25 protein-coding genes are annotated in these 25,036 nt (G+C 69.4%); 8 read left to right on the top strand and 17 right to left on the bottom strand.

Annotated elements, in window-relative coordinates:
* Positions 1-56 precede the first annotated feature (56 nt).
* From AC3EGR_RS06260 to sucC, 7 genes are all read right to left on the bottom strand, one after another.
* Positions 57-848 (bottom strand): 3',5'-cyclic-nucleotide phosphodiesterase, encoded by a 792-nt coding sequence (locus AC3EGR_RS06260; protein ID WP_488545585.1) that lies wholly within the window; start codon positions 846-848, stop codon positions 57-59.
* Positions 849-863: 15 nt separating this feature from the next.
* Complete coding sequence (locus AC3EGR_RS06255) at positions 864-3,113, bottom strand: CHASE2 domain-containing protein (RefSeq protein ID WP_488545584.1); 2,250 nt, start codon at positions 3,111-3,113, stop codon at positions 864-866.
* Positions 3,114-3,138: 25 nt separating this feature from the next.
* On the bottom strand, positions 3,139-3,837 hold the full coding sequence (locus AC3EGR_RS06250) for an FHA domain-containing protein (protein WP_488545583.1): 699 nt from the start codon (positions 3,835-3,837) through the stop codon (positions 3,139-3,141).
* Positions 3,838-3,887: 50 nt separating this feature from the next.
* The gene (locus AC3EGR_RS06245) at positions 3,888-4,673 is read right to left on the bottom strand and encodes a Stp1/IreP family PP2C-type Ser/Thr phosphatase (RefSeq protein ID WP_488545582.1); all 786 of its coding nucleotides are present in this window, start codon (positions 4,671-4,673) and stop codon (positions 3,888-3,890) included.
* Positions 4,670-4,963, bottom strand: coding sequence for a hypothetical protein (locus AC3EGR_RS06240; RefSeq protein ID WP_488545581.1), 294 nt, complete (start codon positions 4,961-4,963; stop codon positions 4,670-4,672). Before AC3EGR_RS06240 ends, AC3EGR_RS06245 begins: the two co-directional genes overlap by 4 nt.
* A 340-nt stretch (positions 4,964-5,303) precedes the next feature.
* Positions 5,304-6,197 carry a succinate--CoA ligase subunit alpha gene (sucD, locus tag AC3EGR_RS06235; protein WP_488545580.1) on the bottom strand — a complete coding sequence of 298 codons (894 nt, stop codon included), beginning with the start codon at positions 6,195-6,197 and terminating at the stop codon, positions 5,304-5,306.
* An 11-nt stretch (positions 6,198-6,208) separates the two neighbouring features.
* Positions 6,209-7,375: an ADP-forming succinate--CoA ligase subunit beta gene (gene sucC / locus AC3EGR_RS06230; RefSeq protein WP_488545579.1), complete on the bottom strand. Its 1,167-nt coding sequence runs from the start codon at positions 7,373-7,375 to the stop codon at positions 6,209-6,211.
* A 155-nt stretch (positions 7,376-7,530) separates the two neighbouring features.
* On the opposite strand from sucC, the gene argC reads away from it, so the two are divergent.
* Entirely contained in the window at positions 7,531-8,451 is a 921-nt protein-coding gene (argC, locus tag AC3EGR_RS06225) for an N-acetyl-gamma-glutamyl-phosphate reductase (protein ID WP_488545578.1), read from the top strand.
* Here the strand turns inward: argC and AC3EGR_RS06220 are convergent.
* The 5 genes from AC3EGR_RS06220 to recA are packed head-to-tail and all read right to left on the bottom strand — an operon-like array spanning position 8,448 to position 13,985.
* Positions 8,448-10,265 (bottom strand): tetratricopeptide repeat protein, encoded by a 1,818-nt coding sequence (locus AC3EGR_RS06220; protein WP_488545577.1) that lies wholly within the window; start codon positions 10,263-10,265, stop codon positions 8,448-8,450. The genes argC and AC3EGR_RS06220 overlap by 4 nt on opposite strands.
* Positions 10,266-10,278: 13 nt before the next feature.
* Complete coding sequence (locus AC3EGR_RS06215; protein WP_488545576.1) at positions 10,279-12,120, bottom strand: tetratricopeptide repeat protein; 1,842 nt, start codon at positions 12,118-12,120, stop codon at positions 10,279-10,281.
* A gap of 1 nt (position 12,121) precedes the next feature.
* Entirely contained in the window at positions 12,122-12,415 is a 294-nt protein-coding gene (locus tag AC3EGR_RS06210) for a hypothetical protein (RefSeq protein ID WP_488545575.1), read from the bottom strand.
* 41 nt (positions 12,416-12,456) lie between these two features.
* On the bottom strand, positions 12,457-12,918 hold the full coding sequence (gene recX, locus AC3EGR_RS06205; RefSeq protein WP_488545574.1) for a recombination regulator RecX: 462 nt from the start codon (positions 12,916-12,918) through the stop codon (positions 12,457-12,459).
* A gap of 5 nt (positions 12,919-12,923) precedes the next feature.
* Positions 12,924-13,985: a recombinase RecA gene (gene recA, locus AC3EGR_RS06200; RefSeq protein ID WP_488545573.1), complete on the bottom strand. Its 1,062-nt coding sequence runs from the start codon at positions 13,983-13,985 to the stop codon at positions 12,924-12,926.
* A 158-nt stretch (positions 13,986-14,143) separates the two neighbouring features.
* Here recA and AC3EGR_RS06195 point away from each other — a divergent pair, with 158 nt between their 5' ends.
* The 4 genes from AC3EGR_RS06195 to AC3EGR_RS06180 all read left to right on the top strand — a co-directional run bounded on the left by AC3EGR_RS06195 (position 14,144) and on the right by AC3EGR_RS06180 (position 17,462).
* Positions 14,144-14,620: a MarR family winged helix-turn-helix transcriptional regulator gene (locus tag AC3EGR_RS06195; protein WP_488545572.1), complete on the top strand. Its 477-nt coding sequence runs from the start codon at positions 14,144-14,146 to the stop codon at positions 14,618-14,620.
* Between the two features lie 122 nt (positions 14,621-14,742).
* Positions 14,743-15,429 carry an RraA family protein gene (locus AC3EGR_RS06190; RefSeq protein WP_488545571.1) on the top strand — a complete coding sequence of 229 codons (687 nt, stop codon included), beginning with the start codon at positions 14,743-14,745 and terminating at the stop codon, positions 15,427-15,429.
* Between the two features lie 46 nt (positions 15,430-15,475).
* A complete protein-coding gene (locus AC3EGR_RS06185) occupies positions 15,476-16,447 on the top strand; it encodes a Bug family tripartite tricarboxylate transporter substrate binding protein (protein ID WP_488545570.1) in 972 nt (323 codons plus the stop codon).
* A gap of 4 nt (positions 16,448-16,451) precedes the next feature.
* Complete coding sequence (locus AC3EGR_RS06180; RefSeq protein ID WP_488545569.1) at positions 16,452-17,462, top strand: aldo/keto reductase; 1,011 nt, start codon at positions 16,452-16,454, stop codon at positions 17,460-17,462.
* Here the strand turns inward: AC3EGR_RS06180 and AC3EGR_RS06175 are convergent.
* On the bottom strand, positions 17,453-18,400 hold the full coding sequence (locus AC3EGR_RS06175) for a LysR family transcriptional regulator (RefSeq protein ID WP_488545568.1): 948 nt from the start codon (positions 18,398-18,400) through the stop codon (positions 17,453-17,455). The genes AC3EGR_RS06180 and AC3EGR_RS06175 overlap by 10 nt on opposite strands.
* 74 nt (positions 18,401-18,474) lie before the next feature.
* Between AC3EGR_RS06175 and AC3EGR_RS06170 the strand changes: the two genes are divergently transcribed.
* The 3 genes from AC3EGR_RS06170 (at position 18,475) to AC3EGR_RS06160 (ending at position 22,211) form a co-directional block, all read left to right on the top strand.
* Complete coding sequence (locus tag AC3EGR_RS06170) at positions 18,475-19,866, top strand: amidase (RefSeq protein ID WP_488545567.1); 1,392 nt, start codon at positions 18,475-18,477, stop codon at positions 19,864-19,866.
* A gap of 106 nt (positions 19,867-19,972) precedes the next feature.
* A complete protein-coding gene (locus AC3EGR_RS06165) occupies positions 19,973-20,644 on the top strand; it encodes a response regulator (RefSeq protein ID WP_488545566.1) in 672 nt (223 codons plus the stop codon).
* A gap of 100 nt (positions 20,645-20,744) precedes the next feature.
* Positions 20,745-22,211: a sensor histidine kinase N-terminal domain-containing protein gene (locus AC3EGR_RS06160; RefSeq protein WP_488545565.1), complete on the top strand. Its 1,467-nt coding sequence runs from the start codon at positions 20,745-20,747 to the stop codon at positions 22,209-22,211.
* A gap of 5 nt (positions 22,212-22,216) precedes the next feature.
* Here AC3EGR_RS06160 and AC3EGR_RS06155 read toward each other — a convergent pair whose 3' ends face one another.
* The 4 genes from AC3EGR_RS06155 to AC3EGR_RS06140 all read right to left on the bottom strand — a co-directional run bounded on the left by AC3EGR_RS06155 (position 22,217) and on the right by AC3EGR_RS06140 (position 24,939).
* Entirely contained in the window at positions 22,217-22,876 is a 660-nt protein-coding gene (locus tag AC3EGR_RS06155) for a glutathione S-transferase family protein (protein WP_488545564.1), read from the bottom strand.
* Positions 22,877-22,890: 14 nt separating this feature from the next.
* A complete protein-coding gene (locus AC3EGR_RS06150) occupies positions 22,891-23,547 on the bottom strand; it encodes an SPOR domain-containing protein (protein WP_488545563.1) in 657 nt (218 codons plus the stop codon).
* A gap of 5 nt (positions 23,548-23,552) precedes the next feature.
* Positions 23,553-24,314, bottom strand: coding sequence for a biotin--[acetyl-CoA-carboxylase] ligase (locus AC3EGR_RS06145; protein ID WP_488545562.1), 762 nt, complete (start codon positions 24,312-24,314; stop codon positions 23,553-23,555).
* A 103-nt stretch (positions 24,315-24,417) separates the two neighbouring features.
* A complete protein-coding gene (locus AC3EGR_RS06140) occupies positions 24,418-24,939 on the bottom strand; it encodes an SET domain-containing protein (RefSeq protein ID WP_488545561.1) in 522 nt (173 codons plus the stop codon).
* Positions 24,940-25,036: the final 97 nt, after the last annotated feature.

The following is a 25,036-nucleotide window of genomic DNA, read 5'->3' as shown; positions in this document are numbered from 1 at the left end:
CAGTTGCTGCGAGCTGAGAAATTCCTGTTCGCTGTCGCTGTTCTTCAGGACCGCACTCACAGATCGAACACCTGTCCCGCCCGCAGCCAGCGGATGTCGTGGCTCACGTCGGGCCCGAAGGGCTGCGTCTGGTCGAAGCGCTGGATCTCCGTCATGATCAGCTCGGTTTCCGCCGGCTTGGTGTGCGTGATGAAGATCGGGAAGTTCTTGCTCTTGTCGATGCAGTCCAGCTCCTCGGCCAGGGCCTGCGGCGACAGGTGCAGGCTGCGCCGGGCGAGGTCCAGCTCGCGGTTGGAGAAGGCGGTCTCGATGACGAGCGCCGCGACTTCCAGCTGGTTCAGGCGCTCCCAGAAGGGCGGGTTGCGCTCGGTGTCACCCGTGAAGACCCAGCAGCCGCGCCCCGTCGTCACCGCGTAGCCGCAAGCCGGCACCGTGTGCACGGCAGGCAGCACCTCGATGGACTTGCCCTGCAACTCCAGCACCTGGCCGACCTGCACCTCGTGGAAGGCCACGAAAGGCGACTGCGGCGAAGGGATGCGGCTGAAGTCCGGCCAGATCACATTGTTGAACAGGTGGGTCTTCAGCGCGGCGATCGTGCCGGCAAGCGCGTGCACGTGGATCGGTTCGGCGAGCTGGGAGGCGACCGCGTCGACCATCAGCGGCAGCGCGGCGATGTGGTCCAGGTGGGAATGCGACAGGAGGACATGGCGGATGCCGCGCATCTCCTCCAGCGTGAGGTCGCCCACGCCGGTGCCGGCGTCGACCAGCAGGTCGCCGTCGATCAGGAAGGACGTGGTCCGGCAGTCCTTCGCGATTGCGCCGGAGCAACCCAGCACCCGCACCCTCATCTGGCAGCGCCTCTCTTATTTCGTCTCGAAATTGGTCGCGCCGTCCCAGCCCGGGTCGAATGGCAACAACCGCATGGAGGCTACCCGCTCGGCGTACAGGTCGTAAAGGTATTTTTTGGCGCCGGGACGCTGCAGTTCGCGCAGCCGCAAGTCGCACTGTTGCCAGTCCTGTGCGCGGTAGGCGCGGAGGAACGCGGCCCAGGTTTCCAGTTCGTCGGACGTCGATTTGTCCACGCGCGCCGCCTCGCCCACCGGATGGAAGATGCCGACGGCCTGCTCCTTGCCTTTCACGCGCACGCGGTCCAGCTCCTGCCAGGCAAAGTCGCCGGCCTGCATTCGCGCGCTCTCGCTCACCACGATGTCCACGCCGTAGACCTTGGACAGGCCCTCCAGGCGCGAGCCCAGGTTCACCGCATCGCCGATCACCGTGTAGCTGCGCCGGATGTCCGAGCCCATGTCGCCCACGCACATGGTGCCGGTGTTGATGCCGATGCCGACGCCGATTTCCAGGATCCCCCGGGCCCGGTGTTCCGCGTTGATCGCTCGCACGGCCTGCGACATTTCCAGGGCGGACTTCACCGCGAGCTGCGCGTGATTCGGCGTCTCCACGGGCGCGCCCCAGAACGCCATGACGCAATCGCCCATGTACTTGTCGATGGTGCCGCGGTTGGCGCGGATGATGTCCGTGAGGCGGCTGAAGACGGCGTTGAGCAGCTCCTGCAGCTGCGTGGGCTCCATCTTCTCGGACATCCTGGTGAAGCCGCGCATGTCGCAGAACATGACGGTAAGCTCCTTGCTGGTCGCCTTCATGCTGTAGCTGTCCGGGTCCTTCACCATCTCGTCGACCAGCTCCGGCGGCACGTAGGTGCCGAACAGGTTGGCGAGCTCGCGCTTGCTGCGGCTTTCGACGAAGTAGCCGTAGCTCATGTTCAGGGCGAACGCCAGGCCCGCCATCAGCAGGGCGCCCGCCAGCGGCAGCACCAGGCCGTACGCGGAGAACAGCCAGTAGTTCAGCGCCAGCAGCAAGCCGACGACGACGGCGCTCACCAGCACGGCCACGGTGGCCGAGAGCAAAGGCAGCAGGAACGCGAGCAGCAGGCCGGCAACCAGCAGCACCACCACCTCGTAGCCCATCGCGTAGTCCGGCCTGACGTAGAGGCGGCCTTCCATGAGCCCGGAGATCAGGTTCGCATGCATCTCCACGCCGGGATAGGTCTCCGCCACCGGCGTCACGCGCAGGTCGAGCAGGCCGGGCGCGGTCGTGCCCACCAGCACGATCATGTCCTTCAGGTCGCCCGCCGGCAGGCGTCCGGCGAGCAGGTCCGATGCCGACACGTAGCGGAAGGACTTGCCCGATGCGCCGCCGGGGCCGCGGAACGGCACCAGCGTGGCCACCTTGTCGTCGACGGGAATCTCGAACTGGCGCTGCCCCAGCTTGAGGACGATGCTTTCGAGGGCCCCGTACTTGCTGCCCGCGAGGCGGTCGCGCGGAAAGCCCGGTTCGACGCGCGGCTGCCCCGCCATCACACGGAACATGGCCAGCGCGAGCGACTCGTAATAGGCGCCCCCGTGCTCGGCCACGAGCGGCACGGAGCGAACGACGCCGTCCGTGTCGGTGATCGCGTTGAAGTAGCCCGCCGCCGGCGCCGCCCCGGCGAGCTGCGCAATGTTGGAGCCGTAGCCGTCGAAGCTGTAGAAGGTGACCGGGCGGCCCTGCAGGGCCTCGCGCTGCATCACCGGAGCAGGCAGCACGCCGCTCTTGCGGCCGTCGCGGTCGCTCGTGAGGTAGTAGCCCAGGACCACGGGCCGTTTTTCCAGCGCGCGGGCGAAGGCAGCGTCGTAGTCGAGGCTGGCCTGCAGATTCGACAGGCGCTGGCGGAAGCCCGCCGCCTCCTTGAGCTCGCCTTCGGCCAGCTCGCGCAGGCGGCGCAGGCCCGAGGAGTCGTCCGGCTCCGCGAACACCACGTCGAAACCGACGATCGCTGCCTTCTGGCGGTCGAAGAGCTCGTCGAGCATCGCGGCCAGGCGATTGCGGGCCCAGGGCCAGCGGCCCACTTCGGCGAGGCTCTTTTCGTCGATGTCGACGATCACCACGCGCGGGTCGATCGTGCGCGGCATGGCGGCGCGCAGGCGCGCGTCGTACAGGATGGCGTCGAGCCGGGTCAGGAAGCCGATGGGCAGCGCGCCGACGGCATGCAGCAGCGCGAACACCAGCGGCGCCAAGGTGACCGCGATGCGCGGCCAGTGCCTCGCGAGCAAGCCCATGCGGCGGGCGCGCCGTGGCGCGCGCTCAGCTCGCCTGCAGGAACTGCATCTGCGTGCCGGCCAGCTCCAGCATGTCGCCGTTCTTCAGCACGACCGGCTCGGGACCGATGGCGGTGCCGTTCAGCGTCGGCTTGTTGGCGCCTTCCACGTGGGCGACCACGAAGCCGTGCGAGCGCTTGGTGATGGCGGCCACGGCAACGCCCGGCTTGCCGATGGTGGTCACGACCTTCACCAGCGGCACTTCGCGGCCGGCGGCGGCGCCGGACAGCACCTTGATGCTGGCATTGACACCACCCTCGGGCGCGCCGAGGGTCTTGGCCGCAGCCGGTGCCGGGGCAGCCGCAGGCGCACCGGCAGGCTCCGCGCCGGCCTTGGCCGGCACGGGCGGCACCATGCCCGGCTTGAAGATCATGGTCTTCTCGAACGTGGCGCCGGGCGCCTCGTTGATGAACTTGATCTTGTACTTCCCGATCTCGACGGTGTCGTTGTTCTGCAACAACTGCTTTTTCACCGCCTTGCCGTTCACGTACGTGCCGTTGGTGCTGTTGAGGTCCTCGAGGTAGACCTCGTTGCCCGTGAGCTGCAGCACCGCGTGCTCGCCCGACACGGCAAGGTTGTCGATGACGATGTCGTTGTACGGCCGCCGTCCGAGGGTCGTGCGGTCTTTCGTCAGCTGTACTTCCTTGATGACGACACCGTCGATCGAAACGATCATCTTCGGCATGGCCGACTCCTCTGATTCAGTTCTCTAAAGCCTGTGGTACTTCCCGCGGCTCACTGGCCCAGCCAGCGGGAGATGAGGCCGCGCTTCCTGGAGCCGGTGTTGGCTTGCGCCAGCAGCACCGAAATATTGTCGCGCCCGCCGTTCGCGTTCGCCGCATCGACCAACTGCACCGACTTCTGTTCCAGCGAGCCATCGCCCGCGAGGATCTGGGCAATGGCGTCGTCGTCCAGCATATCCGACAGCCCATCGGAGCACATCAGGTACAGATCGCCGGGTTCCACCTTGTGCTCGTTGACCTCGAGCAGCACCGCGTCCTCGACGCCGAGCGCGCGCGTGACCAGGTTCTTGTTCGTGGAGGTGGCGGCCTGCTCCGGCGTGATCAGGCCGGCGTCCATCTGCTCCTGCAGCAGCGAGTGGTCCTTGGTGATCTGGTCCAGGTGGTTCGCGCGCAGGCGATAGCAGCGCGAGTCGCCGATGTGGCCAAGCATCAGGCGGCCGTCCTGGAACACGCCCACCACCAGCGTCGTGCCCATGCCGCTGTACTGCGGATTGGAGTTCGCGGCGTTGAAGATGGAGCGGTTGGCGTTGTCGACGCAGATCTCCATCGCGCGGCGCACCTCGCGCCCGTTGGCGTGGCGGCCCGCCTGGGCCAGCCAGCGACCGAGTTCCGACTTGATGAAGGTCGTGGCCATGCCGCTGGCGACTTCGCCGGCGTTGTAGCCTCCCATGCCGTCCGCGAGGATCCCGAGGCGGGTGGGCTCGTCGATGGCGACGGAGTCCTCGTTGTTTTCCCGCGCCAGACCGGGGTCCGTGCGGAAGCAAAACTCGTAGTTCATAGTTCGCGGGTCAAGGCTTCAGGCCGGTGTTCCCCGCCGGCGGCCTGGGGCCTCTCCGGAGCCCCCGACTTGTTCATCAAGGTGATCTTGGCGAGCGGCACCCCCGGCGCCTGCTCGTCCTTCTGGAACGCATCATAGCCGCGGGATGCGCAAGCCGACACGAAAGCGTTGCCTGCCGCCATCACCGCAATGCATGCGGCTGCGCCGCAGGCGATCGTGCGCGTGCCGTCCAGGTCCGCCGGCAGACCGGCCATCCCCACGCGCAGGTCGCGCACGAAGGCGGTGTGCACGCTGGGCCTCGCGCGCGACCCTCGCGACGGGCTCGGACGACTCGCGCGATGGCTGCATGCGCGCCGGGTCGCAGCGCTGCCGCTTCCGCATGGCAACGCGTTCGCCAGGCTCGTCCAAGCGCAGGACCGCCGCGACGCGACCGCGCCGCGCCCGAACCGGTCGCTGCGCCTCAACCCCCCGCGTCCCGCGGCCGACGATTTGCTCACTTCCACCCCTTGGCCTGTGCAAGGTGAACATTTTGTTGCAGAACGGCCCGCCGTGGTCAAGCACGCCAACAAAAAAGAAGGCCGGGCGCCTTGCGGCGACCGGCCTGGCCCCTTGGACGCGGAAAGTTCGCGCTTACAGCAGTGCCTTGAGCAGGCGGCCCATCTCGGACGGGTTGCGCGTCACCTTGAAGCCGCATTCCTCCATGATCGCCAGCTTGGCGTCGGCGGTGTCGGCGCCGCCGGAGATCAGCGCGCCGGCGTGGCCCATGCGCTTGCCGGGGGGCGCCGTGACGCCGGCGATGAAGCCCACGATCGGCTTTTTCATGTTGTCCTTGCACCAGCGGGCGGCGTCCGCCTCGTCGGGGCCGCCGATCTCGCCGATCATGATCACGGCGTCGGTGTCGGGATCGTCGTTGAAGGCCTGCATCACGTCGATGTGCTTCAGGCCGTTGATGGGGTCGCCGCCGATGCCCACGGCGGAGGACTGGCCGATGCCCAGCTCGGTGAGCTGCGCCACGGCTTCATAGGTCAGCGTGCCGGAGCGCGACACGACACCCACGCGGCCCTTCTTGTGGATGTGGCCGGGCATGATGCCGATCTTGATCTCGTCGGGCGTGATCAGGCCGGGGCAGTTGGGGCCCAGCAGCAGCGTCTTCTTGCCGCCGGCCGCTTCCTTGGCCTTCATCTTGTTGCGCACGATCAGCATGTCCTTGACCGGGATGCCTTCGGTGATGCAGATGGCCAGGTCCAGGTCGGCTTCAACGGCTTCCCAGATCGCCGCCGCGGCGCCCGCGGGCGGCACGTAGATCACCGAGACCGTCGCCCCCGTCTGCTTGGCCGCTTCCTTGACGGAGGCGTAGATCGGGATGTTGAAGATGGACTCGCCCGCCTTCTTGGGGTTCACGCCGGCCACGAAGCAGTTCTTGCCGTTCGCGTACTCCTGGCACTTCTCGGTGTGGAACTGGCCGGTCTTGCCCGTGATGCCCTGGGTGATGACCTTGGTGTCCTTGTTGATGTAGATCGACATTGCAGTGTTCCTCAGGCCTTCTTCACGGCGGCCACGACTTTTTGCGCGGCCTCGGCCATCGTGTCCGCGCTGATGATCGGCAGGCCGCTGTCGGCCAGCATCTTCTTGCCCAGTTCCTCGTTGGTGCCCTTCATGCGCACGACGAGGGGGACGCTCAGGTTCACCGCCTTGCAGGCCGTGATGACGCCGGTGGCGATGGTGTCGCACTTCATGATGCCGCCGAAGATGTTGACCAGGATGGCCTCGACCTTCTTGTTCTTCAGCATGATCTTGAAGGCCTCGGTCACCTTCTCCGGGGTGGCGCCGCCGCCCACGTCGAGGAAGTTGGCCGGCTCGGCGCCGAACAGCTTGATGGTGTCCATGGTGGCCATGGCCAGGCCGGCGCCGTTCACCAGGCAGCCGATGTTGCCGTCCAGGGAGATGTAGGCCAGGTCGAACTTGGACGCCTCGATCTCGGCCGGATCCTCTTCGTCCAGGTCACGCAGGGCGACGATCTCGGGGTGTCGGAACAGCGCGTTGGGGTCGAAGTTGAACTTGGCGTCCAGCGCGATGACCTTGCCCTTGCTGTCGCGGTTCAGCGGGTTGATCTCGACCAGCGAGGCATCGGTGTCCATGTAGCACTTGTAGAGCTTCTGGCAGATGTCGATGAACTGGGCCTCCGAATCGGCCGGCATGCCGATGCCCTTGGCCAGCTCCGCGCCCTGGGCCTGCGTGAAGCCCACCAGCGGATCGACGAACACCTTGACGATCTTCTCGGGGGTGGCGTGCGCCACTTCCTCGATGTCCATGCCGCCTTCGCTGGAGGCGATGAAGGCCACCTTCTGCGTCGCGCGATCGGTCACGACGGAGAGGTAGTACTCCTTCTGGATGTCGGCGCCGTCCTCGATGTACAGGCGGCGGACCTTCTGGCCCTCGGGACCCGTCTGGTGGGTCTTGAGCTGCATGCCCAGGATCTGGCCGGCGAGCTTCTTCACGTCGTCGACCGACTTGGCCACCTTGACGCCGCCGCCCTTGCCGCGGCCACCCGCATGGATCTGGGCCTTGACCACCCAGACCGGGCCGCCGAGCTTCTGCGCCGCTTCCACTGCTTCCTGGACCGTGAACGCGGGAATGCCGCGCGGCACGGGCACGCCGAAGTTGCGCAAGATCTCCTTGCCTTGGTACTCGTGGATCTTCATGAGGGTTCTCTCGGGGGATGAAAACTGGACGGCCGACGAGGCGCGGGGCGGGGGCGGCGGTCAGCGGAAAACGAACGGCGACTGTATCATGGTGCATTGCACCAATGTCGGGCGGCAGCTTTCCGTCTCCATAAGCTCCGGTTATAGGAACCCAGATGGCCAAGGTCTTCATCGACGGCGAAGCCGGCACCACCGGCCTGCAGATCCGCGAGCGGCTCCAGACGATGCCGCAGGTCGAGCTCGTGAGCATCGCGCCCGAAAAGCGCAAGGACCCGGGCGCCAAGAAGGAACTGATGGCCGGGGTCGACCTCGTCATCTTCTGCCTGCACGACGATGCCGCGCGCGAGTCGGCGGCCATGATCGACGAGATCGGCCGCGCGGGCGGCCGCAAGCCCCGCATCATCGACGCCTCCACGGCGCACCGAACCGCCGAAGGCTGGGTGTTCGGCTTTCCCGAACTCGCCGCCGGCCAGCGCGAGGCGATCGCAAAGGCCGATCGCGTCAGCAACCCGGGTTGCTACGCCACCGGCGCGATCGCGCTGTTGCGCCCGCTGGTGGATGCCGGCGTGCTGCCCAAGGACTACCCGGTGGTGCTGCCTTCGGTGAGCGGCTATTCCGGTGGCGGCCGCAGCATGATCGAAGCCTACGAGTCCGGCGCTGCGCCCGCCTACGAGGTCTATGCGCTGGGCCTCAAGCACAAGCACCTGCCCGAGATCATGAAGTACACCGGCCTGGTGCGCCGCCCCATCTTCATCCCCTCGGTGGGCAACTTCCGCCAGGGCATGCTGGTGGAGCTGCCGCTGCACCTGAACACGCTGCCCGGCAAGCCGACGCCGGCGGACCTGGAGAACGTGCTCAAGCGCCACTACCAGGGCAGCGAGTGGGTCAGCGTCGAGCCCCCGACCGAGGACGGCAAGCTGGAGCCGCAGGCGCTGAACGACACCAACATGATGGAACTGCGCGTGTACTCCAACATGGACTACGCGCACGCGGTGCTGATCGCGCGCCTGGACAACCTGGGCAAGGGCGCCAGCGGCGCGGCGGTGCAGAACCTGAAGTTGATGCTGGGGGTCTAAGGGGCGGCGAGCCGTCCCAGCTCGCTTCTTACCTGCGCGACGACCGAAGTCCAGTCGCCCACAGCCGGCTGGCGGAACAGGCGTGCCGTGGGATACCAGGGCGAGTCGTCGCGCTCGAGCATCCAGCGCCAGTCCGGCACATGCGGCAGCAGGATCCACACCGGCCGCCCCAATGCGCCGGCGATGTGGGCCACGCTCGTGTCCACCGTCACCACGAGATCGAGCGCCTGCAGCAGCGCCGCCGTGTCCCCGAAGTCACGCAAATGCGGACCGGCGTCGAGGAGGCCGCTCCATTGCGCGAGCGCAGCCTGGTCACGCTCGCGCACCTGCGGCTGCAGCGCGACGAACTGCACCTGCCCCGGATCGACCGCGCGGAAAGTGGAAAGCGCAATCGAGCGGTGCCGGTCGTTGCCGTGCCCGGGGTTGCCCGACCACACGATGCCCACGCGAGGCTTGTCGCCGCCTGGAAGGCGATCGCGCCAGGCCTCGACACGCGCGGGATCGGCGTGGAGATACGGCACCGCGGCCGGCACGTCGGCCAGGGTGGTGCGGAACGCGTGCGGCAGGCTCAGGAGCGGGCATTGCAGATCGTGCGCGGGCAGCGGCTCGCCCGCTTGCAGCACGCGGCAATTCGCCGGGAGCGGCCCCAGCACGGGGACGACCGCAGGCTGGATGTGGAGCAGCACCGTGCCAGCGCGCTGGGCCACCAGCGGCACGTAGCGCAGGAACTGGATCGTGTCCCCCAGGCCCTGCTCCGCGTAGAGGAGGATGGATCGCCCCGCCAGCGGCTGCTCACCCGTCCACTGCGGCTGCGTCGTCGCGGGACGGCCGGCAGCGGCCAGGAAGCCCTTTGCCTGCCACCTCGCCTCGTGCGCCTGCCAGCCGCGCGCGAGATCGCCCTGCAGCAGGTGGGACACCGCGAGCACCCACGCCAGGTCGGGGTCCCCGGGATGAAGATGACTGGCCTGCTGCGCCTGCGCGAGCGCTTCGGCGATGCGGCCCTGGTCCTTCAGCGCGCAGGCCTTGTTGTGGAGCGCAGCGCGATGCCCCGCATCCGCGCGCAGCGCTTCGTCCGCGAGTTCCAGTGCGTCCGCAGGACGGTCCAGTGCCAGCAGGGCGGCGCTGGCGTTCGCCAGTGCGTCCGGCGCGCGACCGTGCGCCTGCAGCGCGCCTTCGAAATCGGCAAGGGCTTCGGCCGGGCGCCGGAGCTCGAGCAACACGTTGCCGCGGCACGCGAGCGCGCCTGCGTCCCCGGGATGGGCGGCGAGCACCGCAGCGAGCGGTGCAAGCGCCTCCGCCGCTCGCCCGGCCGCATGCAGTGACTGGGAAAGCAGCATGAGCCCCTGCGGGTTGCCGCTTGCTGCCGCTGCCTGCGTGCAAGCCACCGCTTCCGCGGCCTGGCCCGAGGCAATCAGCAGCGGCACCAGCTCCTGCAGCGCTTCGACGAAAGCCGGACGCGCTACCAGGGCCTTGTGGAACGCCTCGGTGGCTCCCCGCGTGTCACCCTGGAGCAGCCGCGCGCGACCGAGCAGGTAGCCGGCGTCCGCCTGTACGTCCACCTGTGTTGCTGCGAGACTGGTGGCGCGCTCCAAGGCCACTGCGGCATCGCGCGCCTGGCCTTGCTCCAGCAGCACGTAGCCGAGATTCAGCCAGCCCGCGGCATCGGCCGGGTCCGCCGCGGTGGCCTGGCGGTAGCAGTCGCCCGCCTCCCGCAGCTTCCCGGCACCCAGCGCGGCATTGCCTCGCGCGCGCCAATCGGCGGCCGTGGGGGCCGCAACCGGTGCCGTGCTGGCCTTGCGCCAGAAACCAAACACCTTCTTCTCCTCCTCAACGCCGCTGCGCCGCAAGCGCCGCCATCTCTGCCTGCACGCGCGCGAGCACCGTGCCCCAGTCACCGTGGCGCGGCTGCCGAAACAGCCGTGCCGTGGGGTACCAGGGCGAGTCTTCGCGCTCCAGCATCCAGCGCCAGTCGGGCGCATGCGGCAGCAGGATCCAGACCGGCCGGGCGAGCGCGCCGGCGAGGTGGGCGACGCTCGTGTCCACCGTGACCACGAGGTCCAGCGCCTCCAGCAGGGCCGCCGTGTCGGCGAAGTCGCGCAACTCGCGGCCGGCGTCCTCGGCGCGCGTCCACTGCGTGAACGGCTCCCGGTCGCCGTCCCGCATCTGCGGCTGGACGGTGAAGAAGCGGCAGCCCGGCACGTCCACCGCCTGGAAGGTGGCGAGGCGCATGGAGCGGTTGCGATCGTTGACGTGCTGCGGGTTGCCGGACCACGCGATTCCGACCTTCAGGCCGTCGCCACCCAGCCGCTCGCGCCAGCGCTGCACCGCGTCGCGCTCGGCACGAAGGTAGGGCACCGCCGCGGGCAGCGTGGCCAGCGTCGTGCCCAGCACGGCCGGCAGGCTCATGAGGGGGCAGTGGCAATCGATCGCAGGCAGCGCGGAGTGCTGCGGCAGGAGGCGGCAATTGGCCGGCAGCGCGCTGGCCACCAGCGGCTCGAGATCCGCCGTAACCAGCAGCAGCACGGTCTGAGCGCGGGCCGCCACCTCGGGGACGAAGCGCAGGAACTGGATGTTGTCCCCGAAGCCCTGCTCCGCATGCAGGAAGATCGTCCGCCCACGCAGGTCTTCGCCTTGCCAGCGCGGCTGCGTGACTTGCACGACCTTGCCCCGCAGCGCCGCGCGCTGCAGGCGCCATTCGCTTTCGGGCCAGCCCCGCGCATGGTCGCCCTGGACGAGCAGGGCCATGGCAAGGGTCCAGTGCAGGTCCGCGTCTTCCGGATGCAGGCGCAGCGCCTCCTGCGCGGCGGCAACCGCTTCGGGCACGCGCAACTGGTCCAGGAGGACCGTGGCGCGGTTGACGAGCGCCTGCCGCTGCGCCGGATCCAGGCGCAGCGCCGCGTCCACCGCCTGCAGTGCTTCGTCGTGCCGGCCCAGGTGGTGCAGCGGCACGGCGCGGTTCGCGTGCAGCAGCGCATCCGCCGGCACCAGGGTGAGGACGTGGTCCGCGTCGGCCAGCGCTTCCTCCAGCCGCCCGAGGCCCATGTGCGCGGTGTAGCGCAGCACGAAGGCATCGGCATTGGAAGCTTCCTCGCCGCAGACCGCATCCAGCAGGTCCAGCGCCTGCTGGTGCCGGCCCGCATCGTTCAGGGCGTTCGCGAGCAGCATGCGGTGGAAGGCCGTGGGCTGCAGCTGGACGAGCCTGTGCAGCCAGGCCACGGCCTGCTCCCGCTGCCCGAGCTGCATCAGCAGCCGCGCGCCCTCGCTGATGGCTTCGACGAAGTCCGGTCGCGCGTCCAGCGCCGCCTGCAGGCTGGCAAGCGCGGCCTCGGGCTCACCGGAGCCCGCCTGCGCGCGGGCGAGCAGGTACTGCGCTTCGTGCACGAAGGCGTCGCCCGGCCGGCGCAGGGCCAGCGCCCGCTGCAGGCTCTCCTGCGCGGCACCGAACTGCTGTTGTTCGAGCAGGGCGAAGCCCAGGTTCAGGCGCAGGGCCGGATCGCCGGGCTGCTCCGCGATGCCCTGCCCGTAGCAGCGGGCCGCTTCGACGAAGTTGCCGGCAGCCAGGGCGTCGTTGCCGCGCCGCAGCCACGGCACGGCCGCTGCCGCCGGCGGCGGGCGGTCCGGCGTGGCGCCGCCTCCCAGGCGGCCGATCGCGTCGCGCAGCCAGCCCACGCTACAGGCGCACGCTCAGCCAGTCGGTCAGCTGGTTCGCGTATTCGGCGTTGCAGCCGCTGTCCTTGAGCTTCCACAGGAAGGCGTTCGCGAGCTTGCCCTTCTTGTAGACGTTCAGGCGCTCGCGCGTCTTGAACTCTCGCACGCGCTGGTCGGCGCGCACCAGGGCGCGTTCCGCCTTGGCGGTGAACTTGGCATCGGCCTTGCCGGTCGAGCCCGCGAGTTCGGACATGAGGTCGGCGGCGAGTTCCTCGCCGAAGCGCACGGACTCGGAAGTGGAAAACCAGCTGAGCATGGCGGCTATTGTCGCGGACGGGCGGGCGACCGCAAGCCGCGTCAGCCTTCCCCGTCGTCCGCTTCGTCCCAGGCGAGCACACGCCGCACCGCTTCGGCGGAAAAACCACGGCCGATGAGGAACCGGGCCTGCCTTGCGCGTTGCTGCGCGTCCGCCGGCGGCGCATCGAACTTGCGCCGCCACACCTCGCGCGCACGGGCCACTTCGGTGCCGCGCAGGGCCGCCACCGCCTCGGCGACCTGCTGGCTGCCGATGCCCTTGGCCTGCAGTTCCTGCCGGATGCGCATCGCACCCAGCCGGGCCGCTCGCCGGTGCAACACCGAGTCGACCACGCGCTGCTCGTCGATGAAGCCGCGGGCCTGCAGTTCGTCGAGGGCGGCCTTCACCTGGCCCGGCTCCGTCTCGTGCCGGGCGAGCTTGCGCTCCAGTTCCTGCCGGGAATGCTCGCGCGCCGCGAGCAGTTTCAGCGCGCGGCCCTTGAGCGAGAGCTGGCCGAAGGCCAACCCGCCTACTCCGCGGCGGCCGCGTCCGTGGGCAGCAGGGAAATGCCGATCGCTTCGCGGATCTTGTTCTCGATCTCGCGCGCCAGGTCCGCGTTCTCGCGCAGGAACTCCCGCGCGTTGTCGCGGCCCTGGCCGATCTTCTCGCCGTTGTAGGCGTACCAGGCGCCGGATTTCTCCAGGATGCCGTTCTGCACGCCCATGTCGACGATCTCGCCTTCGCGGCTGATGCCCTCGCCGAACAGGATGTCGAACTCCGCGGTCTTGAAGGGGGGCGAGACCTTGTTCTTCACCACCTTGACCTTGGTTTCGTTGCCGATCGCCTCCTCGCCCCGCTTGATGGTGCCGGTGCGGCGGATGTCCAGGCGCACGGAGGCGTAGAACTTCAGCGCGTTGCCGCCCGTGGTGGTCTCCGGGCTGCCGAACATCACGCCGATCTTCATGCGGATCTGGTTGATGAAGATGACCATGCAGTTGGTCTTCTTGATCGTGGCGGTCAGCTTGCGCAGCGCCTGCGACATCAGGCGGGCCTGCAGGCCGGGCAGGGAGTCGCCCATCTCGCCTTCGATTTCGGCCTTGGGCACCAGCGCCGCGACCGAGTCGATCACGATCAGGTCGACCGCGCCGGAGCGCACCAGGCTGTCGACGATCTCCAGCGCCTGCTCACCGGTGTCGGGCTGGGAGATCAGCAGGTCGGACACGTTGACGCCCAGCTTCTGCGCGTACTGGATGTCCAGCGCGTGCTCGGCGTCGACGAAAGCGCACTGGCCGGCCTGCTTCTGCATCTCGGCGATGACCTGCAGGGTCAGCGTGGTCTTGCCGGACGATTCCGGGCCGTAGATCTCGACCACCCGGCCGCGCGGCAGGCCGCCGACGCCCAGGGCGATGTCCAGGCCCAGCGAGCCGGTGGAGACGACCTGGATGTCCTCGATCACCTCGCCTTCGCCCAGGCGCATGATGGTGCCCTTGCCGAACTGCTTCTCGATCTGGGCCAGCGCGGCCTGCAAGGCCTTGGCCTTTTCGGTGTCCGCCGCCGGCGCGATCCGGGTGCCTTTGACTTGAACGTCCATGCCTTGTTTCTCCTTGCGCATCAATGGTTTAGGTAGTCTGTGAGAGTGGGGTGCAGCCACTGGTTCGACGAACAGGCTGGATGCATGCCCAGTAATGTAACGAGCGAGGTGCGCGGCGGACAACAGGTTTTTTGGTCAGTTTGCCTTACGATTGGTGAATGACAACACTGGACGAGGGCTGGCGACTCACCCACCTCGGCCGCCTGCTGGGGCATGCGATGCGGCGTTTCGACGATCGCGTGCTGCACCTCATGGCGCACAACATCGACGTGCCCCTCGCCCTGTCCAACCTGGCGGCGCGGGCGCAGATCACCGCCGCCCACATCCACATCACGCGCCACCTGGACCTGGACGGCACGCGCCTGACGGATCTCGCGCAGAAGGCCGGCATGAGCAAGCAGGCCATGGGGGACCTGGTGAACCAGTGCGAGGCCTGGGACCTCGTGGCGCGCGAGCCGGACCCGCGCGACGCCCGGGCCCGCATGGTGCGCTTCACGCCGACCGGACTGCTGTGGCTGGCCGCCTTCAAGGAGGCCGTGGCGCAGGCGGAAAAGGAGTTCCGCGCGGAGGTCGGCGCGGACGTGGCGACGGTGGTGAAGATCGGGCTGGAGGCGTATGCCGGTGGCCTGGCCTGAACTGCCGGCACCGACATCCATCCAAAAACCCGATCAACTCCCGTCCAGATATCAAGCTTTGCCTGAGGTGCGGCGCGGGCTAAATTCCGCCGCATCCCCAACCCGTTCGCCCCAACTTCCCGATGTACCAGCTGAACCCCCTCCCGCCCCAGGTCGACCGCGCACTGCTGGACCTGCTCGTCCAGGCGGAGCCGGCCGTGATCGGCCACTTCCGCTACACGGGCTTCATGGGTCCGGAACTGCGCGCCTTGTTCCAGGACCGGCGCGTCGCCGGGACGGCCATCACCGTTCGCATGCCGGGCATGGACGGTGCCATGGTCCATTACGCGGTGGGCCAGGCGCGGCCGGGCGACTTCATCGTGATCGACCGGTGCGGCGACATGTCCATCGCGTCCCTCGGTGGCGCCGTGGCCTACGCGGCGCGCGCGGCCGGCGTGGCCGGCATCATCGTGGACGGGCTGGTCACCGACCTGGGCGAGCTGCGTGCGTACGGCGTTCCCGTCTGGTCCAAGGGCACCTCCGCGGTCACCGTGAAGACGCTGGGGCTGGGCGGCGAGTTCTGCGTGCCCGTCACCTGCGGCGGCGTCGCGGTCAACCCCGGCGACGCGATCCTGGCGGACGAAAACGGCATCCTGGTGCTGCCCGCCGAGGACATCGACTACTCCGCCAGGCGCGCGCTGCAGATGATGCAGGACGAGAAGCGCACGCTCGCGCGCATCGACGCCGGCGAGAAGTACCCGGACATCATGGGCACGACCCAGGTGATCCTGGACACCATCGACAAGCACAAGCAGAAGCTGGCGAAGTAACGCGCCGCGCCCCCGTCCCCCCCAAACGCACCCAGGAGACCCACCCATGACCAACCGCATGCGCCGCAGCGTCCTCGCGCTCGCCTTCCTCGCCGTTGCCGGATCCGCGTCCGCCGCAGACGCCTGGCCGTCCGCGCCGATCAAGATCATCGTGCCGTTCCCGGCGGGCGGCAGCGTCGACATGGTGGCGCGCGCGGTGGGCAAGCGCCTGAGCGACGCGCTGGGGCAACCCGTCATCGTCGACAACCGCGCGGGCGCCTCGGGCAACATCGGCGCCGAGGCCGCGGCCCGCGCACCGGCCGACGGGTACACCTTCTTCGTCTCGAGCTCCGGCGTGCTCGCGGCCAACCAGTTCCTGTACAAGCGCACCGGCTTCGACACGCTCAAGGACTTCACGCCGGTGGCCCAGCTGGTCATCCAGCCGCACGTCCTGCTGGTGCATCCCTCGGTGCCGGCGAAGGACCTGAAGGATCTGATCGCGCTGGCCAAGGCGCAGCCCGGCAAGGTCACCATCGGAAACGCGGGCATCGGCACCGGCCAGGACATCGCCGCCCGCCAGTTCGAAGCGACGACCGGCACCAAGGTGCTGCACGTCCCGTACAAGGGCGGCGCGCCCGCGCTGGCCGACCTGCTGGGCGGCCAGATCAACGCCATGTTCGAGACCTCGCCCACCGCGGTCCCGGTGGTGAGGGAAAACAAGCTGCGCGGCATCGCCATCACCAGCGCCAAGCGCTCGCCCTCGCTGCCCAACGTGCCCACCGTCGCGGAAGCCGGCATCCCGGGTTTCGAATCGGTGACCTGGATCGGCATGGTGGCGCCCGCGGGCACGCCCAAGGCGATCGTCGACCGCGTCAACGCCGAACTGAACAAGGGGCTGCAGGGCGACATGGGCAAGCAGTTCGCCGAGATCGCCCTCGATCCGGCCGGCGGCACGCCCCAGAAGATGACGGAGGCGATCCGGCAGGACCAGGCCGAATACGGCAGGATCCTCAAGGCCGCCGGCGTCGAGCCGCAATAAGCGCTTGCAGTACGTCCGACTCGGCGCCTCCGGGCTGAAGGTCTCGCGTGTCTGCCTCGGCACGCTGACCTTCGGCTCCCCTGCCTGGCGGCCGTGGGTCCTCGACGAGGCCGCGGCGCGACCCCTGTTCCGCCGCGCGGTGGAGCAGGGCATCAACTTCTTCGACACCGCGGACACCTACTCCGGCGGCGAGTGCGAAAAGGTCACCGGCCGCTGCCTGGCGGAACTGTTCCCCGGCGCCCGGCGCGAGGAAGTGGTGATCGCCACCAAGGTCTACAACCCGGTGGACCCTGCGTTCGAGGGCGTGGACCACGCCTCCTTCCGCCGGCGTCCCAACCTGGATGGACTGAGCCGCAAGCGCATCTTCCACGCCGTGGATGCGTCCCTGCAGCGCCTGGGCACCGACTACATCGACCTGTACCAGGTGCACCGCTACGATCCGGACACGCCGCCGGAGGAAACGCTCGAGGCGCTGCACGACGTGGTCAAGGCCGGCAAGGTCCGCTACCTCGGCGCGAGCAGCATGTGGGCCTGGCAGTTCGCCAAGCTGCAGCAGATCGCGAAGGAGCACGGCTGGACCCGCTTCGTGAGCATGCAGGACCACTACAACCTGGTCTACCGCGAGGAGGAGCGGGAGATGATCCCGCTTTGCCGCGACCAGGGCGTGGCCCTGCTGCCGTGGAGCCCGCTGGCGCGCGGCTTCCTCGCCAGCACCACGCCGCGCGGTACGGCGCGCGGCGCCTCCGACAACGCGGAGCGGCGCATGTATGGCCGCCCCGCCGACCTGGCCGTGCGCGAGACCCTGCACGCGCTGGCCAAGGACCAGGGCGTGGCACCCGCGACGCTCGCCTACGCCTGGCTGCTGCACAAGGGCGTGACCGCGCCGATCGCGGGCGTGAGCAAGGCCTACCAGCTCGACGAGGCGGTGGCTGCCCTCGACGTCACGCTGACCGCTGCGGAGCTGGCCGCGCTCGAACAAGCGTACGAGCCCCGCGCCATCCTCGGTCACGCCTGACGCGCGGCCGGCGCCGGCTCCGGCCCGGCCTCCGTCATGCGTGCGAGGAAGCGCACCTGCTCGAGCACCGAGCGGACGATCTCCACGATCGCTTCCGTCAGCGGGCCGCGCGCTTCCTTCAGGTACGACGCGTAGTACGGCACCGGCGGGATGTGCGGCCGCGCCGGCAGCAGGCGCAGCTCACCCGTCGCGAGGTGCTCGCGCACCAGCGGCTCGGGCAGGACGGCGATGGCATGGCCCGCCCGCACCAGCTGCAGCATCAGCTGCAGGGAGTTGCAGGAGTTCACGCCCTCGAAGTCCTGGCCGCCGCCTTGCAGCCACTTGCGCACCAGCGCGTTCAAGGTCGAAGGCGGGGAGTTCGTCACGATGGGCAGTTGCGAGGCCACGGCGGGCACGAACTCGCCTTCGGGCACGGGCATGTCCCGCGCGGCGATCCACAGGAATTCCTCCCATCCCAGCAGCTCGTCGAAGACGTGCGACGCGGCGCCCCCGTACGTGTGCAGCGCCACGTCCAGTTCCCGCTTGCGCAACTTCTCGGTGAGGACCGCGCCGATGTCGATGCTGAGTTCGACGATGAGCTTGGGATGGCGCAGTTTCAGGCGGCTGAGGACTCCGGCGAGCGCAAGCAAGGCGGTCGACTCGTCGGAGCCCAGGCGCAGCACGCCCTCCAGCGGCGGGCCGGCGCCACCCAGGCGCTCGAAATCCTGCGCCGCGTTGAGCACGCGCTCGGCATGCGCGAGCGCATTGCGTCCTTCGGGCGTGAGCTGCACGCGCTGGTTCTTGCGCGAGAACAGCTCCATGTGCAGCGCCCCTTCGAGCTCCTTGACGCGGGAGGACACCGCGGGCTGGCTGAAGTTCAGGTGGTTCGCGGCGGCGTGGATGCTGCCCAGCTTGGCCGTCCAGTAGAAGGCCTCGATCTGGCGCAGGGTGACTCGCATGATTCGCAAATGTTATCAACCCGCCCCCAAATAACTGATTTCCCTGCGCAAGGACGCGCGGTAGATTCGCGGGGATGAGCCAGCAAGACCTCACCGCGGTGCCCGTGCACCAGCTTTCGCAGCAGTTGCAGTCCCGCAAGCTGTCCCCGGTGGATCTCACCGAAGCCTTCCTGCAGCGCATCGCCGCGCAGGACCCGAAGCTGCACGCCTATGTCGAGGTGTACGGCGAGGAAGCCCGGCTCGCCGCGCGCGGGGCGGAGGCGGCGCTGCGGGCGGGCCACGCCGTGGGGCCGCTGCATGGCATCCCGGTCGCGCTGAAGGACCTGGTCGAGATCGAAGGCAAGGTCGTCACCGGCGGCACCGAGGCCTGGTTGGGCCGCAAGGCCACGCGCACGGCGACGCTCGCGCGCAAGCTGCTGGCACAGGGGATGATCGTCCTGGGCAAGACGCACACCGTGGAGTTCGCCATGGGCGGCTGGGGCACCAACTCGCGGCGTGGCACGCCGTGGAACCCCTGGGACCGGCAGCGCGCACGCACGCCGGGCGGCTCCAGCAGCGGCTCCGGCGTCGCGGTCGCGGCCGGCCTGGCGCCCTGGGCCGTGGGCACCGATACCGGCGGCTCGGTGCGGCTGCCCGCGTCCTGGTGCGGCATCACCGGCCTGAAGACGACGATCGGCCGCATCAGCACGCACGGCGTGCTGCCCCTGAGCCCCTCGCTGGACACGCCCGGGCCGATGGCGCGCAACGCGCACGACGCGGCGCTGCTCTACGCCGCGATGCAAGGCGCCGACCCGCTGGACCCGCTCACGCGCGGCCTGCCGTACACGGACCCGCTCCCCACGCTGCAGCGGGGCGTGCGCGGCCTGCGCCTGGCCCGCATGCCGGAGTCCGAGCGCAGCTTCGCTTCCGGCCCGGTGCTCGCGGCCTACGACCGCTCGCTGGCGGAGCTGGAGAAGCTGGGGGCCGAGATCGTCGAGGTGAAGCTGCCCTTCGCCTTCGCCGACGTCGCGGCCTTCAACCTGCGCATCATGGCCGCCGAAAGCTATGCGCTGTACCACGCGCTGATCGACGACGACCAGGCGCCGCTCGACCCCCACGTGCGCCCGCGCATCGCCGCCGGCCGCGACCTCACGGCGCAGGCCTACATCGAGGCCCTGCGCATGCGCGACACGATGAAGGAGCAGTACGCCGCCGCCCTGGACGGCATCGACGCCCTGCTCACGCCCACCACGATGACGACGGCCGTGCCGCTGGACGAGGTGGACCAGACGAAGGCGCCCGCGCACTACACGCGCTTTGGCAACTACCTGGACCTGTGCGCGCTGGCGCTGCCGAACGGCCTGGATCCCCAGGGCCTGCCGACTTCGCTGCAGGTCGTGTGCCGCTCGGGCGAGGAGGCGATGGCGCTGCGCATCGGCTGGGCGTACCAGGCGGCGAGCGACTGGCACCTGCGCCGGCCCGACTAGGGGCAGGGGCGCGGAGGGGCTCGCGCCCCTCTTTGGCAGCGTTCGCCGTCCACCCTACAATTTCGGCAGAGCGCCCGCAGAGGCGTCCCCCAGACAGGAGACGAGCATGCGGATCCTCATCGCCGAAGACGACCAGGTGCTGGCCGATGGGCTGCTGCGCAGCCTGCGGGCTTCGGGCGCGGCTGTAGACCACGTGGCCAGCGGCACCGAGGCGGACGCGGCGCTCATGACGAACAACGAGTTCGACCTCCTGATCCTCGACCTGGGCCTGCCGCGGATGCATGGCCTGGAGGTGCTGCGCAAGCTGCGCGCGCGCGGCTCCGCGCTGCCGGTCCTGATCCTCACGGCGGCCGAGGCGGTGGAGGAACGCGTCAAGGGCCTGGACCTCGGTGCCGACGACTACATGGCCAAGCCCTTCGCGCTGACGGAGCTGGAAGCGCGGGTGCGCGCGCTCACCCGCCGCGGGCTCGGCGGCGCCAGCAGCACGATCAAGCACGGCCCGCTGGTCTACGACCAGGCCGGGCGCGTCGCCACCATCGACGGCAAGATGGTCGAACTCTCCGCCCGGGAACTGGGGCTGCTGGAAGTGCTGCTGCAGCGCGCCGGGCGCCTGGTGAGCAAGGACCAGCTGGTGGAGCGCCTGTGCGAATGGGGCGAGGAGGTGAGCAACAACGCCATCGAGGTCTACATCCACCGCCTGCGCAAGAAGATCGAGAAAGGCCCGATCCGCATTGCCACCGTGCGGGGCCTGGGCTACTGTCTGGAGAAGATTCCCTGACCATGTCGCCATTCCCGCGTCGGCGGGAACCGCCCGGTCGCGAAACGCGTCTGCGCCCAGCCTGGGTCCCCGCCTGCGCGGGGGGTGACGAGAACAGCGCATGAAGATTTTCCAGCGCGAGCAACGTTCCCTGTTCGGCGAAATCCTCGACTGGATGCTCACGCCGCTGCTGCTGCTGTGGCCGGTGAGCCTGGCCTTGACCTGGCTGGTGGCGCAGAGCATCGCCGGCAAGCCCTTCGACCGCGCGCTCGAATACAACGTGCAGGCGCTCGCGCAGCTCGTGAGCGTGCAGGCGCAGCGGGCCAACTTCAACCTGCCCCAGCCCGCGCGCGAGATCCTGCGGGCGGACGACTCCGACCAGGTCTACTACCAGGTGCTGGGACCCCAGGGCGAGGTGCTCTCCGGCGAGCGCGACTTCCCGCCGCCACCCGAGGACGAGCGGCCGGTGCCGGGCGAGACCCACCTGCGCGACGGCGAGTTCCGCGGCCTCGACGTGCGCGTGGCCTACACCTGGGTGGAGGTGCCCGGTGCCGCGCCCGCGCTCGTGCAGGTGGGTGAAACGCGCGAGAAGCGCTCGGTCCTGGCCACCGAGATCATCAAGGGCGTGATGCTGCCGCAGCTGGTGATCCTGCCGCTCGCGGTGCTGCTCGTCTGGCTGGCGCTGGTGCGCGGGATCAAGCCGCTGTCCGAGCTGGAGGAGCGCATCCGCCAGCGCAAGCCCGACGACTTGAGCCCGCTGGACGAGAAGGTGGTGCCCCTGGAGGTGGCGCCGCTCGTGTCCTCCGTGAACGACCTGCTCACGCGCCTGAAGGGCTCCATCGCGACCCAGAAGCGTTTCCTGGCCGACGCCGCGCACCAGCTGAAGACGCCGCTGGCCGGCCTGCGCATGCAGGCCGACCTCGCCCAGCGCGAGCAGATGGATGCGGAGCAGCTCAAGCAGTCCCTCAAGCAGATCGGTCGCTCCAGCATGCGCGCCACCCACACGGTCAACCAGTTGCTGGCCCTGGCCCGCGCGGAAAGCAGCGGCAAGGCCCTGGTGCGCCAGCCCTGCGACCTCGCCGCGCTCGCCATCGAGGCGGTGCAGGACACCGTGCCGCGCGCGATCGAACGCCACATCGACCTCGGCTACGACGGCGCGCAGCCCGGCGCCTCGGGCGTGACCCTGCAGGGCAATCCCACGCTGCTCAAGGAGCTGGTGCGCAACCTCCTGGACAACGCGGTGAACTACACGCCCTCCAGCGCGCAGCAACCGGGCGTGGTCACCGTGCGCGTGCTGGCCGACCCTTTCGGCCGCGTGCTGGTGCTGCAGGTGGAGGACACGGGGCCCGGCATCCCGGAGGCCGAGCGCGAACTGGTGTTCCAGCCGTTCTACCGCGCGCTGGGGACCAACGTGGACGGATCGGGCCTGGGGTTGCCTATCGTGCTCGAGATCGCCCGCCAGCACCAGGCCAGCATCGCCATCGAGGACGCGCGCCCCGGACAGGTGCCGCCGGGGACGCGGGTGACGGTGCGCTTCGATGCGGCCGCGGCGGAGTCGGAGGCCGGCGCAGCGACCGAAACCGCATAGCGCCTTCAGCCGGCCTTGTACAGGTTCAGCTGCAGCCGCTCGCGCTCGATGGCCTTCGCCACGCCCGGCTGCTGCGCCACCTTCTGCACATGGGCCCACAGCGCCGGGAAGGACGTGGGGTCGATGCCGGCGAAGCCGCCCCAGCGCAGGAGCGTGAGCGCGTACACGTCCAGCGGACCCAGCGTGTCTCCGCCCAACCAGGACTTGCCGGCATCGGCCGCCTTCTTCGCCATCGCCTCGATCTCGCCCAGGAGCCCCGCGTAGGCCTTGGCGTTGAAGGACTTCAGTTCCTCCTGGGCCTCGGGACTGCCGGCGAACTTGAAGGGCATGAACACGTGCGTGAAGGTCGGATGCACGGTGTTGTTCATCCAGGCGAGCGTCTCCAGCACCTTGGCGCGCTCGAAGGGGTCGCGGGGCAGGAACTGCTGCTGCGGGAACTTCGCATCGAGCCAGGTCACGATCGCCACGATCTGGGTGATGGTCTGCTCGCCGTCGACCAGCACCGGCACCTGGCCGCGGGGATTCACGGCGCGAAAGGGCGCGTCGTTCTGCTCGCCCTTGTGCAGCTTGACCATCACCGGTTCGTAGGCCGCACCCGCGGTCTCCAGCAGGCTGTGCGGCACGAAGGAACAGGCACCGGGGGCGAAATAAAGCTTCATGGCCATGGGAGACTCCAGGGTCAGCGGCAGGGCCGCAGGGGTTTGCCGGCGAGCGCGGACTTGAGTTCGTCCAGCCGCGGGCGCAGGTTGTCGTCGACGGAAGGCAGCTGCAGGCGCTGGCCCTTGTGCTCGGGGCGCTCCTGCAGCACCCGCGCGGTGCGCACGCCCTTGTCGGCCAGCACGTTGAGCTGGGCGGTGGCCGCCGCCTCGCTGGGGAAGGACCCCAGCGCCAGGCCAGGCTCCAGCGCTGGATTGGCCGGCGCCTCGAAGGAGATCCCCCGCTGGCGCAGCTCGGCCCGCTTGCGCGCCACCTGCTCCACGTCGGGGTACTTGCCCATGTAGATGATCCAGCGCGCCGGCTCCGTCGCGGCCTCCAGGGCCCAGGAGCCGGCCGGCCAGGTGTCCAGCAGCGCGCGCAAGGGGCCGACCTGCGCCGGATCCAGCGTCGCGGTCTGCAGGCATTCCGGCGGACGCGGTCCTTGCGCCGCCACCGTCTCGGCCTGCTTCAGGTCGGCGGGGGACAGCAGCTGCACGGTCTCGGGACGCACCTGCTGCTGCACGCGCTGCGGCTCCGATTGCTGCGTCGGGCCGACGCCCCACGCCAGCAGCAGGCCTTGCGACCAGGCGAAGAAGGCGGCGTTGGCCAGGAGCAGCAGCAGGACGAGCAGGCGCAGCATGCGGTTCAGCGGGGGGCCGGGCGCACGCTGACTTCCGAACTGCCGACGGCGCGCAGGCCGGCCGCAGTATGCACCAGCAGGCTGCCGTCTTCCCCCACGCCGTGCGCGGTGCCGGCCGTGCCGTCGCTGAGGACCACCTCCCGATCGCGCAGGGCGTCACGGGCGTCGAAACGGGCACGGAAGGCCGCGAATCCCGTCTGGGCGAAGCCCAGCACGTCGCGCACGAGCGCCGGCACCACGCGCTCCAGCACAGCCGGAGCGTCGGCTTCCGGCAACAGTTCGCGCAGCGCGGCCGGGGGCGTGGACAAGCGTTCGGCCGTGCGCGGCGCGATGTTGATCCCCACGCCGATCACGGCCTGGCGCCGGCCGCCTGCGTCGCCGAAACTCGCCGTCTCGATCAGGACGCCGCCCAGCTTGCGCTCGCCTACCCACAGGTCGTTGGGCCACTTCAGCCGCACGGCGGGATGCAGGCTTTCGGCCAGGCTCACGCCGACCGCCAGCGACAACCCCGACCAGTCCGCCGGCGCCAGCGGCAGCGCCAGCGAAAAGGTCAGCGATTCGCCCGGCGCGCTTTGCCAGGCGCGACCCAGCCGCCCGCGGCCGGCGGTCTGCTTTTCGGCGACCAGCAGGACCGGGTCCGTCTGCCCCGCGCGGGCGCGGCGCATCAGCTCGGAATTGCTGGAATCGATTTCCGGCAGGATCTCGACGGTGAAGCCGGGCAGCACCGGCGCCAGCGCCTCCCAGAGCGCCTCGGCCGGCCAGTTCATGGCCCGGACCTGTCACGCCGGGTCGGTGCCGGCATCCATGGGCCGCCTGGTCGGCCGCCCGATGGATTGCGGGTCAGGCCCGCAATGACGTCCTTGCGGCTCATCACTTGCGGCGCTTGGGCGCCAGCAGCGTGCCCCGGCAGTTCTTGCTGCCGCACCAGCAGGGATACTCCGCCTTGAGCTTCTTCGTGTACGGCTCGTCGATGATCAGGCCGTAGTCGTAGTTCAGCTCTTCGCCCGCCTTGATGTTGCGCAGGCTCTTGATGAACACCCGGCCCTCCTCCTCGTCCGCCTCGCAGTTGGGGTTGCAGGAATGGTTGATCCAGCGGGCGGCGTTGCCCCCCACCGCGGCGTCGATCACCCGGCCGTCGTCCACGTGGAAGTAGAACGTATGGTTCGGGTCTTCCGGGTTCCACGGGTGGCGGCGCTGGGCCTCTTTCCAAGTGATGATCTCGCCCACATATTCGATCAGGGTCTCCCCTTCCGGGATGTCCTGCAGCGCGAACACGCCCTTGCCGTGCACGCCCGACTTGCGCACCTGGATCCTGCGGTTGGTCTTGGGAGCGGCGGCGGGGGCTTTCCTGGGGGCGGCGGCGCGGGGGTTCACCGGGGACTTGGCGGGCATGAAATGAATTCGTGTTAATTTGGATTCGTACACGTGCGCGTGTGCGCGTGCGCGTACGTGCGCGAGAAGCGCAGATTGTAAGAACCTCCAGGAGGGG

It is taken from the genome of Ramlibacter sp. G4-7, assembly GCF_057784995.1.
This window is presented reverse-complemented; position numbering and strand designations above follow the sequence as displayed.